This is a genomic window from Microcoleus sp. OTE_8_concoct_300, from assembly GCF_031383065.1.
In the GTDB taxonomy this organism is placed as follows: Bacteria; Cyanobacteriota; Cyanobacteriia; order Cyanobacteriales; family Microcoleaceae; genus Microcoleus.
The window spans coordinates 19,391-32,210 of record NZ_JANMZH010000496.1; the positions used below are offsets into that span (position 1 = coordinate 19,391).

Annotated in this window: 14 protein-coding genes; 7 read left to right on the plus strand and 7 right to left on the minus strand. The window is 43.5% G+C overall.

All coding sequences use genetic code 11. The features are described 5' to 3' along the window. Nucleotides 1-74 precede the first annotated feature (74 nt). Complete coding sequence (locus tag ACUVJL_RS22570; protein WP_445247882.1) at nt 75-2,177, plus strand: M3 family metallopeptidase; 2,103 nt, start codon at nt 75-77, stop codon at nt 2,175-2,177. A 653-nt stretch (nt 2,178-2,830) separates the two neighbouring features. Here the strand turns inward: ACUVJL_RS22570 and ACUVJL_RS22575 are convergent. Beyond that, nucleotides 2,831-2,980 (minus strand): hypothetical protein, encoded by a 150-nt coding sequence (locus ACUVJL_RS22575; RefSeq protein WP_445247883.1) that lies wholly within the window; start codon nt 2,978-2,980, stop codon nt 2,831-2,833. 477 nt (nt 2,981-3,457) lie between these two features. Between ACUVJL_RS22575 and remA the strand changes: the two genes are divergently transcribed. Continuing rightward, complete coding sequence (remA, locus tag ACUVJL_RS22580) at nt 3,458-3,724, plus strand: extracellular matrix/biofilm regulator RemA (RefSeq protein ID WP_190659785.1); 267 nt, start codon at nt 3,458-3,460, stop codon at nt 3,722-3,724. A gap of 78 nt (nt 3,725-3,802) precedes the next feature. After that, entirely contained in the window at nt 3,803-4,357 is a 555-nt protein-coding gene (gmk, locus tag ACUVJL_RS22585) for a guanylate kinase (RefSeq protein ID WP_445247884.1), read from the plus strand. A gap of 109 nt (nt 4,358-4,466) precedes the next feature. Here gmk and ACUVJL_RS22590 read toward each other — a convergent pair whose 3' ends face one another. Beyond that, a complete protein-coding gene (locus tag ACUVJL_RS22590; protein ID WP_445247885.1) occupies nt 4,467-5,258 on the minus strand; it encodes a hypothetical protein in 792 nt (263 codons plus the stop codon). A 190-nt stretch (nt 5,259-5,448) separates the two neighbouring features. Here ACUVJL_RS22590 and xseA point away from each other — a divergent pair, with 190 nt between their 5' ends. Both xseA and xseB read left to right on the plus strand, forming a co-directional pair. Further along, a complete protein-coding gene (xseA, locus tag ACUVJL_RS22595; protein WP_445247886.1) occupies nt 5,449-6,609 on the plus strand; it encodes an exodeoxyribonuclease VII large subunit in 1,161 nt (386 codons plus the stop codon). Between the two features lie 5 nt (nt 6,610-6,614). Next, a complete protein-coding gene (xseB, locus tag ACUVJL_RS22600; protein WP_445247887.1) occupies nt 6,615-6,842 on the plus strand; it encodes an exodeoxyribonuclease VII small subunit in 228 nt (75 codons plus the stop codon). Between the two features lie 51 nt (nt 6,843-6,893). Here xseB and ACUVJL_RS22605 read toward each other — a convergent pair whose 3' ends face one another. From ACUVJL_RS22605 to ACUVJL_RS22625, 5 genes are all read right to left on the minus strand, one after another. Further along, entirely contained in the window at nt 6,894-8,006 is a 1,113-nt protein-coding gene (locus ACUVJL_RS22605; protein WP_445247888.1) for a hypothetical protein, read from the minus strand. After that, nucleotides 8,007-9,629: an AAA family ATPase gene (locus ACUVJL_RS22610; protein ID WP_445247889.1), complete on the minus strand. Its 1,623-nt coding sequence runs from the start codon at nt 9,627-9,629 to the stop codon at nt 8,007-8,009. It abuts the gene before it with no gap. Nucleotides 9,630-9,891: 262 nt separating this feature from the next. Next, nucleotides 9,892-10,101 carry a CsbD family protein gene (locus ACUVJL_RS22615; protein ID WP_445247890.1) on the minus strand — a complete coding sequence of 70 codons (210 nt, stop codon included), beginning with the start codon at nt 10,099-10,101 and terminating at the stop codon, nt 9,892-9,894. A gap of 327 nt (nt 10,102-10,428) precedes the next feature. Next, nucleotides 10,429-11,256, minus strand: coding sequence for a PHP domain-containing protein (locus tag ACUVJL_RS22620; protein WP_445247891.1), 828 nt, complete (start codon nt 11,254-11,256; stop codon nt 10,429-10,431). 429 nt (nt 11,257-11,685) lie between these two features. Next, a complete protein-coding gene (locus tag ACUVJL_RS22625) occupies nt 11,686-11,967 on the minus strand; it encodes a hypothetical protein (RefSeq protein WP_445247892.1) in 282 nt (93 codons plus the stop codon). An 85-nt stretch (nt 11,968-12,052) separates the two neighbouring features. On the opposite strand from ACUVJL_RS22625, the gene ACUVJL_RS22630 reads away from it, so the two are divergent. Next, a complete protein-coding gene (locus ACUVJL_RS22630) occupies nt 12,053-12,358 on the plus strand; it encodes a hypothetical protein (protein WP_445247893.1) in 306 nt (101 codons plus the stop codon). 69 nt (nt 12,359-12,427) lie between these two features. Further along, nucleotides 12,428-12,754 (plus strand): hypothetical protein, encoded by a 327-nt coding sequence (locus ACUVJL_RS22635; RefSeq protein WP_445247894.1) that lies wholly within the window; start codon nt 12,428-12,430, stop codon nt 12,752-12,754. Nucleotides 12,755-12,820: the final 66 nt, after the last annotated feature.

A 12,820-nucleotide genomic window follows, 5' to 3' on the forward strand; every position in this document is an offset into this window, starting at 1 on the left:
TCGACAACTGTGTTAAAAGATTAAAAGCTAATCTCTCTAATTCACCTGTCTTCAACCTGTTACAAGAAAATTAAATGACTGCAACTGTCACTCTTGCTGATAACCCGTTACTAATCGGTCAAGGATTGCCGACCTTTGACGCGATCGAACCACAACACGTAGTCCCCGCCATAACCCAAGTGCTGACCGAACTAGAAGCCTCGCTAGCTGCCTTAGAATCGTCTGTAGAGCCGACTTGGAGCGGCTTAGTAGAACCCTTGCAGCGGCTCGGAGAGCGTTTAAATTGGAGCTGGAGCATTGTCGGACATTTGATGGGCGTGAAAAATAGCCCGGAACTGCGATCGGCTCAGGAAACAGTGCAGCCGGAAGTAGTAAAATTTTGGAGCAAGCTCAGTCAAAGCAAACCGGTTTATGAAGCTTTTAAAGCGCTGCGGGCCAGCGAAAATTGGGACAGCTTAGAGCCAGCTCAACAGCGAATTGTCGAAGCCGCTCTCCGAGACGCCCAACTCTCCGGCGTCGGTTTAGAAGGCGAGCAAAAAGAGCGTTTTAATGCCATTCAATTAGAATTAGCCGAAATTACTACCCAATTTTCCAATCACGTCCTCGACGCTACCAAAGCATTCAGCCTCACCCTCACAAACAAAGACGAAATTGACGGTTTGCCGCCGAGTTTGTTGAGTTTAGCAGCTCAAGCCGCTCGCAGCGCCGGCGAAGAAAATGCGGATGCCGAAAACGGCCCTTGGCGGATTACTTTAGACTTTCCGAGTTACGGCCCTTTCATGCAGCATAGCACCCGCCGCGACTTGCGCGAAAAGTTGTACAAAGCTTTTATCGGCAGAGCAAGTAGCGGAGAATTGAATAACTGGCCGTTGACCGCGAGCATTTTAGCTTTGCGCCAGGAAAAAGCTGCTTTGCTCGGGTTTAGCAGTTATGCCGAATTGAGCTTGGCGAGCAAAATGGCTCCCGACGTTGCAGCAGTGGAAGCTTTGTTAGAAGAATTGCGCTTAGCTAGTTACAGTGCTGCTGTCAAAGATTTAGAAGATTTGAAAGCTTTTGCTGCCGAAAAAGGCGCGCCGGAAGCTGGGGATTTGAAGCACTGGGATGTAGGTTTTTGGTCGGAACGGCGACGGGAAGAAAAGTTTGCTTTTAGTGCTGAAGAATTGCGCCCTTACTTTGCTTTGCCGCAGGTATTAGAGGGGTTATTTGGATTAGTAAAGAGGCTGTTCGGTGTGACAGTAACTGCGGCGGACGGTCAAACTCCAGTCTGGCACAAAGATGTGCGCTATTTCCAAATAGATGATGAAGCAGGAAATGCGATCGCCAATTTCTATTTAGACCCCTACAGCCGCCCCGAGGAAAAGCGCGGCGGTGCTTGGATGGACGAGTGCGTGGTGCGCGCTAAATTTGTGGAAGCGTCCAAGACAACCACGCGGTTGCCAGTGGCTTATTTGGTGTGCAACCAAAGTCCTCCTGTTGACGGCAAACCGAGTTTAATGACTTTTGGGGAAGTCGAAACTTTGTTTCACGAATTCGGTCACGGTTTGCAGCATATGCTGACAACGGTAGACTATCCGGGGGCTTCGGGCATCAATAATGTTGAGTGGGATGCGGTGGAATTGCCCAGTCAATTTATGGAAAATTGGTGTTACGACCGCGCGACTTTGTTCGGGATGGCAAAGCATTACGAAACCGGGGAAACTTTGCCGGAACACTATTACCAAAAACTGCTAGCAGCGCGCCACTACATGAGCGGCACCGTCATGCTCAGGCAAGTACATTTTAGCAGCGTTGACATCGAATTGCACCACCGCTATCGCTCGGGCGGCAGCGAAACTGTGGCAGATGTCCGCAACCGCATCGCTAAAACTACGACAGTTTTGCCTCCTCTGGAAGAAGACGCATTTTTGTGCGCTTTCGGACACATTTTTGCGGGCGGCTATGCGGCGGGGTATTACAGTTATAAATGGGCGGAAGTGCTCAGCGCTGATGCTTTTGCGGCTTTTGAGGAAGCGGGTTTGGAAGATGAAAGTGCGATCGCATCTACAGGCAAGCGCTTCCGAGATACAGTGTTAGGATTAGGTGGCAGTTTGCACCCGATGGAAGTGTTTAAAACTTTCCGGGGACGCGAACCGAGCACTAAAGCTTTGTTGAGGCACAGCGGTTTAGTTGCGGCTTAATTAAGTGTGGAATAACTGCGGATTAATGCGGGTGAATTTATCGGCATTAATCCCAGTTTTTTGTTGAACAGGATTTACCCATATCCTGTATGTGTAGGGTGCGGTGTGCATGGAGTCTTACCGCTATAATTCATATCAAATCCGGTAGGTAGCATCGGAATTATTCATCTCTCTGTTCTCTGACTCTGTGTTCTCTGTGTCCTCTGCGGTTTAATCATTCCAATTTAACCGGAATTCATATCATGCGTAAAACTACTTTTTGGGTAACTTTTGCTCAATTCAAAATGTTTGTAGTCAGGACTAAAGTGCTCAGATTTTTATACTAATTCCCAAAACTATTGCTAGATATAATCCTGTGACCGTCTGTAGGGAAACAGCAATGCCGTGTCCGGCGCGGGACTCGGAAATTTTTGATAATAGACCTCTTGCAAAAATAAATAGGACGGGCTCTTCAGCCCATCCCACAACAAAAAATAACTCTTGTGGGATGGGCCGAAGAGCCCGTCCCATAAATTGATGAAAAGGATTTTTGCAAGAGGTCTAATAGTTATAAAATTGATAATTGTAGCAACACTTTTTTTATTAATATTAATAGGACTTGCATTTTTCACTACAAACCAATTTTATTGTAGAACATCATACAAGAAACATCTCTAGTTTGGCACAACCCCAATCTTTATGTGTAAAACTGGGGAGAAAGTGCGATCGCCAGCAGCTTTTAGTTTAGGTTGAAGGCTCATCAAAGCAGCATCAGTGTCAATATTGTGAGGAGAAACTGCTACGCCGCGAATATTTGCTTTCATTTATCACTGATTATAGTTAACTTTCCCTCCCCCAGCCCTTAACTTTATATTTCGCAACATTTATCGGCTTTTGTCTCGATACAGCTAATGCTTTTATTAGCGACTAAAAATCGCGTATTTTACCGAATCTTTAATAGAGAGCGACAACAGCGAGGATTTTTTTAATTTTTGTTAAAAAGCGGGGTACTCGATGTCAAAAGGGTAAAAAATTTAGATACAAACTAAAAAACTTAGTTGAGATTAATTTTAGGATGGTCAGAAAAAATCTTTGTATATATGATAAAAAGTAAGGATTGATAGTGATACCAACTTTTTATGAGGCCCCGTAGAATCCGATCCCCCCTAGCCCCCCGCCGGAGGGGGGGACAAGATTCCGATCTTTCGTCCCCCGACTATCAGGGGAATTTAGGGGGATCGAGATATGTGCAACTTCACATTAAATTGGTATGAGTCGTTCACCCATAGATTAAGATTTTCATGGATATTCAATTAATTAATATCGGTTTTGGTAACATTGTGTCTGCTAACCGAGTGATTGCCATTGTCAGTCCCGAGTCAGCGCCAATTAAGCGTATAATTACTGATGCACGGGAGCGGGGACAACTGGTTGACGCTACTTACGGCCGCCGCACGAGAGCGGTAATTATTACAGATTCGAGTCACGTCATCCTCTCGGCGATTCAGCCGGAAACGGTTGCTAATCGTTTTGTGATCAGCAAAGACGGTCAAAGTCGGGATGATTGAGGTTTGTCAGTTGCAAATTGAGCGCTTACAGTTTAGAGTAAGCGAAAACTTGAATTATTACACGTTTCTCTTCTAAAAATGAAATTCGGTAAATTAATTGTTCTGACGGGGCCTAGCGGCGTGGGGAAAGGCACCCTAGTACGATCGCTCCTCAATCGCCATCCCAAATTGTATCTTTCGGTATCGGTGACAACTCGTGAGCCCCGTGAGGGAGAAATTGAGGGACAGCACTACTATTTTGTCAGCCGCAGCCGCTTTGAACAAATGGTTGAGGCTGGAGAGTTGGCGGAATGGGCTGAGTTTGCCGGTAATTTTTACGGTACTCCTTATTTTGGTCTCAAGCTAGGAATTGGTGAGGGAAAATGGGTAATCCTCGAAATTGAGTTGGAAGGGGCTAGGCAAATTAGGGATAATTTTCCAGAGGCGCTGCGAATTTTTATTTTACCTCCTTCTTGGGAAGAATTGGAGCGGCGGCTGCGGAGTCGGGGTCAAGATTCCGAAAGTGCGATCGCTCGTCGGTTGCTGCGGGCTAAAGAGGAAATTGAAGCTGCAGGGGAATTTGATTTTCAGGTTGTTAATGATGATTTAGAAGTTGCTTTGAAAAAACTGGAATTAATACTTGATTTGGAGTAATTTTTAGGTGTGAATGAGTGAATTTTGAAGTTTTATTGATACTAATGCCCAACAGCACGACAAGAAAGTCACGGATACACTGATAGTTTTTTTTATTCTCACTTCTGAATCACCATTGAGAATTAATTCCTGTATCCGTGTCAAAATCAGCGTCCTGCATTCCTTGTTCCTGCAATCTTACCCATTTTTCCGTCCTGGCTAAAACTTCGCTACTTTCTTTGATAGAAACACAAACTTTAAAATTCAATTCCAGAATATTCAGCGAAGGCGAAAATTTCCGTAGCGGTTCGATTTCGCGAGCAGAACAGCCCAACATTTCCATATAAGCTAGCGTCCATCCAATAGCTGCAATGTCGCTGATATTGCCCGTACCCTCGCACAGGTGACAGCTAATTTCGCCTTGGGGGCCGCACTCGGGACAAACCCAATTGCCGAGAGATGAATGCGGTTGATTTGTGCGAGCACTAGATGCAGTTTTTAAGGCTTTAATGTGGTTGTGAACTACTTGTTCAAAACTTCGATTTTGCTTGATGCGCTGGATGGATTTGTTGGGCGATCGCCCGATTTCTTCTGCTGGCTGTTGAAAGGAAGCAAGAGATGCTGTTTGGTTCTCCCTTGTTACTCTAGATTCGCCTAGGTTCGCAGTTAGCTGAATACCATAGTCTTTTGACTCCGCAGTTGGAGAGTGGTTGAGTGCGCTGTCCGAGTCGGGTTCGGAAGTTGTGAAGGATGGTTCTATTCGATCGGCAAAATCTTGCATTGAGAGGTGATGTTCGATCGCCAAAGACCAAGTTCTTTTATGTCGGAGGTCACCATATTTTCTGGCTTCTGCCTCAGTAATGCCGATCGCCGCAGCCTCTTGGCGCAGCACATTCATCGAAGTCGTTGTCTCTGATATCATGAGTTTGTTTGCAGTTAATTTACGATCGCCCGCTCGGCCTACAAATAAATTACCTTAGATATAGTACAATAGTCCGGACTATTTTTAGATCCTAGTCTGAAACCCTTATTTTACGGTTGGCAATCACCCACTGTCCGAAGTATTGATAGTAGCCTAAATCTAAAATCTAAAATCTAAAATCTAAAATTGGATGACTTCAATTCTTCCCGATACAGCTTTATCTGTTGCCGGACTAACATCATACCTGCAAGACTTGTTGGAGGGCGATCGCAACCTGCAATCAATTTGGCTGACAGGCGAGGTGTCCAACGTTTCGCACCACCCCAGCGGCTGCTTTTTCACTCTGTGCGACACCGACAAAAGCGCTGCTATTCGGTGCGTGGTGTGGAATTCTCAGCGGCAAAAATTGGTGCAAATGCCAGCAAAAGGGGAACAGTTGCTGGTTTTGGGAAGCATCCGGGTTTACAAAAATCGCGGCGAGTACCAGTTGACTGTTGTGCAATCGCTACCGGCTGGGGCAGGATTGCAGGCTTTGCGGTTGCAGCAATTGCGATCGCGCTTGGATGCTGAGGGTTTCTTCGATCCCGCCAGAAAGCGCCCGATTCCCGCACACCCGCAAATTGTGGCCGTGGTGACATCCGATACTGGCGCTGCTTGGGGAGACATTCAGCGGACTCTAGCCCAAAGATATCCGGGTTTGCGGGTGTTGCTGTCGCCGACAGGAGTGCAGGGAGAATTGGCTGCTGCTGCGATTGCTAGGGCGATCGCCCGGGTAGAATTGGACGGTAGGGCTGATGTGATCATTTTAGGGCGGGGCGGCGGTTCTGCGGAAGATTTGGCTTGTTTTAATGATGAGAGAGTTGTCAGGGCGATCGCGAATTGTGCGATTCCAATTATTACAGGCATCGGACACGAAAGAGATGAAACTCTCGCGGATTTAGTAGCAGATAAACGAGCCCACACTCCGACTGCGGCGGCGGTTCAAGCTGTACCAATTTTAGCAGATCTTTACTTTGAACACAAGCAGCGAATGGTCAATTTAGCAAACGCTGTGCGCGCAAGATTTCAGACAGAAGAAGAGCATTTGCAACTGTTACAAAATCGATTAAAACGTTTGCCTGCGACATCCCGAACTTTGCGGCAAGCAACTGGTAAACTGGAGGTATTGCAAGAAAAGTTATCCGCACTGAATCCGGCGGCGGTTTTGCAAAGGGGTTATGCGGCGGTAATCCAAAGTGACGGTACGATCGTCCGCACAACTGACGGTTTGGAATTGGGAGAGGAATTGACTGTGAGGTTGAGTCGGGGCGTGCTGAAAGTTAAGATTGTAGAAGTATTGGATGCGGAATAAAAGTTATGATTGATTCGCAGTTGCGCCAGTCTGACTGGAATTATGAGGAAACGGTCGATCGAATTGAAGCAATTATCGATCGGGTGGAATCGGGAGAGTTGCCTCTAGAAGAGGTTTTCGAGCAGTTTGCGGTGGCTGTGGAGTGTTTGCAGGAGTGCGAAAGCTTTTTGGCGCGGGGGAAGGAACAGATGGATTTGGCGATCGAGCTTTTGGCTGCGGAACCCGATTTTTAAGCGCAGGTGTAGGCGCTTCGCCTTTATAAATAAAAAGGTAATGACACCTTATCAAGCACGAATAGGACTTTCAGCAATGCACCAATCCATAACAACCTGTCCAATCTGTTCCCAATCAGAAGGCTTAGGATCGACTATTCTTGCAATCTCATGAGGACTGTTGTCTTTAAGATATTCAACGGTATTGCTGAGCATCTTATCTCCAAAGCCAAGTGATATTTTACATTGACATTCTCCACTATTACTACTGCATTGCCAGTTAGCTTGACACGAATTATTTATACGGTCTGATATATTGGGAATTTGAGGAATTTTGGGTGACCAAAACTTCTTAATTTGATCATTTTTTTCACCAATGATTTTATTCAGATAAGTTCCGTTTTTTATATCTAAAAAACACCTAACCTCTAGACTAATACTTTCAATAATTGTTAAGGCTTCAAGTCTTTCCTGCTTTCGTGAATACAGTTTAGATAAAATTGAGTTAGGTATTAAGTTTTCACTTTCACGGCAATCAAGAATAAAAATTTGTGTTTTTCTACGATTTGGATCATCGCTATTAAGCAGCTTAGATGCTGTGGGGCCAAGGTTTCCATTAGGAGCAATTTTATCGCTATCTACAATACAAAGGCAAAACCTTCTGTTTAGTGTTTGAATATTAATATACTCCCTAGAAATTGTACTACCACCGCCGCCTCTACCGTCGCATTCTATTTGTGCATTGATTTTTTTCCATCTAAGATAAACTTTTGCTATAGTTTCGTAGAAAACAGCGTCATCAAGATTTTCACCCAAGAGTATGGTTTTCTGTACTGACTCTGAATCCTTAAAAAAACGTGGAGGTACTTTAATAATTTTCTGACCTGAATTCTCAACCACTTGCGGTTCAAGACAAGGATTAACTTCAATATACCTCTTTACCACAGAAGGATAGGATATAAAATTTTGTGTAGCCTGGTTAGATAAGTGTTTGTAAACATTCCTTGCAATTGGAGATAAACGAGAGCAGAGAGCAATCTTTTTTAAAGTTTCTCTCTCAGCTATTACTGAATGCTTACCTTCACGACGAGCAATTGCCAGATTCTCTAAAGCCAAAACAGTATCATCATCCCAAGTATTTTCATCTCCATCATCTACTACAGAGCTATGAATCGAAATTAGCATTTATACAAGTTCCATTTCAAAAAAACCTAGTGGCCAGTTTAAAAGATACCCCTTTGAATCGAATTGGGCATTTCTTATGGTTACTTCTCCCTGTTGATCGGATGGCTCAAATAAAACAATGTTGATTTCATCCTCAGAAATTTCACCTTCAGCAATTAATTGTCCTAGGCGATTTACCAATACTTCACTATGAGTTTCAATCATTAAACGTAGATCAATGTTTTTCTCCTTAGCTGTTTTGATTGACTTAACCAAGGCATCTGTTAAATTCCCTTGCAGACGGGGATGAAGATGTAACTCAGGTTGCTCGATAGCGTATGTTATTGTTCCTCTGTTTACTCGACGAGAGGTTGACTGTAGGTTTTCTTTGGAACTTAGTGACCATAATTGAGTAATAACAGGAAGAATTTGAGAAAAACCAAACCCAGTATCAGCAATATTAAGGTCTTTATCCGAATCCTTGGAACATATTGTTACTGAAATATGACCTTCACTCGATTTAATTGATGGCTTAAATCCAAAGTTATCTAAAGTCCAAGCCGAAAAGCTTTCCATTTCTGGACGAGTTAGATTACGCAAAAACATTGCAAGATTATTACCCTGGTAATCCACTTCATCAACAGCTAAATCTTGAGTTCGGTAATACCGCTGTGCTGTAGCTCGTACTGGTCCAATATAGCTAATATTCTTGGAGAAGTTCGCTAGCGTCTCATTACATTTTTCAAGAATAAAAGGTATTGCATTTGCGATAATAAGATCCCTTAGCTCTTTAAATTCCTTTCTGTCAACAGTCCAATCCTTTGTTTTATCCTTCCAGTATTTGCCGGCAAAACGATTTTTTTGAATATCTTCGAGCATATTTTCTGAGTTGCTTAGACCAAAGGAGAGTGCCATTTGAATAATAGTCTCTAACTTAGTTGCATGATGAGCCGTCTCCTTAGTTTTGTCTATCAAAGCTTGAAATAAAGCTCTGAAGCGAAAACGAGATCTAATAATATCAGGATATAGTGGGGAGAATTTTTCAAATTCATATTCTTTTTTTTGCTCACTTTCAGTAATAGTTGGCAGAAGCAAACTCCTATCAAATTGCATGGCAACATATTTACCAAAATTTAAGACGTTAAATGAATTATTAACCAAAAAATTCGTTAGAGAATCATCCTCACCAAAATCTAACTGGATTTTTGAATCCTCAAGCTGCAAAATAATTCTACTTGTTCTTGTAGTTTTTTTCTCTTTATGTTCTGATACCTGGAGAGTTAACTTTATCTTATCAAAACTGTTTAAAATCTTTGCTTCTCCATAAAAAAGAAAGTAGGAAAAAGGTATATGATAGGTTAAGTTTGTTGATTCTAGCTTCAAGTTAAAAGAAAATTCAATATTGATATTGTCTTCTGCTCCTGTTTGATGAGCATCTTTAAAATTACCGAAGTCAACTAGGCGACCAAACCAAAGTATTGGCCCAGTTGTTCGAGATTCTACGCTTTGTCTCAATAGAGGAAGAATACGCAGAAAACTACTCTTGCCTGAACTATTTTGTCCAAGAAGAACAGTTATAGGCTTTAACTGAATATAGCCAGTGTCACCGAGGCAACGTAATCTTTCCACTCTAATAGAATCCATTCATACCTCTTAATAAGGAATAAGTTTAATAGGGTTGGCTTTAATCACTCTTGTAAGTTTGCCTTAAGGTAAGTTTTGAAGGGCGATCGCAGGAGTCACCCAGTTTTATGCACCTTCCAAAAATTAATCATATCGAACCCAATTGAGGACACAACCTTTGATCGGCCTACCCCCCTCTAAATTTAACATTCAATGCCTGATGAAACTTTTGTGGGGTGGGAGTCTCACCCGCCCCACAAATAAAATCTAGATGACCGACAGCTTACAATTTGTCGATCGACCTTTTGGCCTTATCCGTGATATTTTTCACCGTATCTTTCACATCTTCTGCTGCGTGGCGGGCGGCGGATTCCGCTTGTTTCGCTTTGCCTTCAGCCTGGTCTTTTTTATTGCCCGTGATATTACCGAAAATTTCCTGAGCTTTGCCTTCTAAATTTTTGCCGATCGCCTTAGCTCTGTCTTCTGTACTCATAATAAGCTCCGTTTGGCAAGTTGCTTTAGTAACATTGTAAAATCAACTCGGCTGCAATTGCCTTTAACTTCATATTAATTTATATTCTGCTTGACCTCGGTCTTCTCCTGATGAGTTACTTAGTGCAAATCCCTCACTCAAAAAGCGAAGGATTCCTTTTTTTGACAACTGTATACATCCGCAAAATGTGTCATAACTTAGATATTGCACCATTCTCAATTAGGCTTTTATGAACAGGCAAGATGCCTGTTCCACAAGAAAATTTATCTTTTGTGGAACGGGCATCTTGCCCGTTCTTAAGAATAGTGCAAAATTTTTCCTAAACAACTATTTCAAACTCGCCGCAGCAACTTTAATCGGTTCCAGTAATTTTAACGGCAAATGCAGCATATTTAATTGGGTGCTATCTGCTGGTTTCCTTTCAGGATCGGGGCCGTGATAATCGCTGCCACCAGTTGCCAGCAAACCGTAATGAAGACACAAATCTTTCAACTTTTGGATTTGGCTAGAACTGTGGCTGGGATGGTATACTTCAACTCCCATTAAACCAGCATCTACTAATTCTTTTAAGACTTCCTCAACTGCGCCGCCGCGAAATAAATAAGGGTGAGCCCAAACTGGTACTGCACCGCAACTTCGCAATAAATCAATGCCTTCGACGATCGAGAATTTCTCGTAATGCACATAAGCGGGGCCGTCATCTCCCAGCCAGCGATCGAATGCTTCCCGCGATGATTTGGCGTGACCGGCTTTTACCAGCGCAGAGGCAATGTGAGGCCGTCCCGGTGCCATTCCTGGGGATGTTTTTGGCAGTTCGATCGCGTATCCCATTGCTGCTAATTTTTCGACCATTTCCTGCGATCGGCGAAACCTTCCTTGCAGGCGATCGTCCAAAGGAACTCGCAACTTATTTGCATCGGGATAAAAACCTAAAATGTGCAGCGATCGGCCGTTGTGAACTGTACTGAGTTCGACTCCGGGGACTATTTCGATACCGTGCAAAGCAGCAGCGACGAAGGCTTCATCCCAACCCGACATCGTATCGTGATCGGTTACAGCCAAGGCGCGAACCCCCGAAGACGCGGCGGCGGCTACGAGTTCGGCAGGGGTGAGAGTGCCGTCGGAATAAGTAGTGTGACAGTGGAGTTCTAGCATTTTTTCTGGTAAGTTAAAGTCGGCGCAACCTGCAATTATTCCCCTCACTCACGCGAGATTTATAGCGTTTCTCAGTAACGGGAGGTACTATCTGGCATAAGGCATAGGGCATAGGGCATAGGGCATAGGGCATAGGGCATAGGGCATACCTCACCATGCTTGAGAACCGCTATATCGTCATACTATTTTAGATTTTAGATTTTAGATTGGGAATGAGTGATGAGATCAGGGTTGGGATATTGTCTACAATAATTGCTTTTTTTTTCGTAACTGATTTCACTGCCAGCAACAACTTTTTTGGTGATTTCAATCTGTTAGCTGCAATAAGTTGTCCCGCTTTTACTTTGTACCTTTCTGTTTATTAAAATTTTTCGTATGGTGAGCATCCTGTCCGCCTTTTCAGTTGAATTGAAATGCAGAATACCTTAGCTATTTCTTGATTTCTCGCATTGGGTGAAGGACACCCTCTGGCAATTTGGTAGGAATCGGCGATATTTCAATACTTTGTATGTTGTGAACTGGGATAACTACCAGTTTATCTGCCAATTCGAGAATTATCGGGTCTGCCGTCAACATTTTGTGCAGGCGAGTGCCTAAAGTTGCTTGCTCTCCTACTGTTCCCTCTGGCGCAATGAACTGGAAGTGTTGCTGTTTGCCGTTGGTATAGTGGATTGTCAGATCGATAATTTTTTCTTGGTTGGTTGCTTGCATAATTTTTTTTCCCTAACAGTCGATCGGGACTTCGCAAAATTAACAATAAATCAAAACTGGCGATCGCACCACCCCTGGAAAGCTTTTGACAAAACCGAGCTGTCGGTACGAAAGTCCGGTTGCTGCTAATTTTATCACAAAAACTGTACTGAAACTCGCCAACTTACCAAGTATACAATTGGCAGTCGCGCTGTCTTCGCTGCTTAATGCGCGAGATCCTTCGCCAGCAATATCTGTCGATCGGGCTTTCTGCTGTGCCAGTTGGCAAATTGGCTCAATTGGGCCTCTGCCGCGACTTGACTCAAAGCGCTCTCAAGCTATACAGCAGAGACACTTGAGCGCTTTGGGGGTCAAGGTTTTTTTATTGTGGGAACTGTGGAGGTTAGGATAGTGGCATTCTGCTGTCACTGCTGTTGAGGATTTTTTTATAAATTAATAACATAACATTCAGGTACAGCTTATGAAATCCACACTTTGCTTTCCCGAAACTTCTCTCAATTCTAACGCAGTTACTTTTGATAATAGTGCTATTGAATCTTGTATTGTTGCAGCTTGGATTGACTTAGTAGGAGGAGACTTTGATAGCTTGGGAGGAGATGATTGGCTTCCCTTGTGCGGCGACATTGATGACGGCGAAATTTATCGGGAATGGTTTTTGTGGCAAGACAGCGAAGTGACTCAAGAGTGGGAAGCTTACGATCCAATTACTAATTATCGAGTTGTGGCATCTAGCCGAGAAATGCTGATTTCTAAAATCGACCAGATAGAAGCTACCAGAAAAAATTAGCTGTTCGGGACAATGTTAAATCTTGATGTTCAACTTTAATAAAATTATGTAAACAAACCCGGTTTC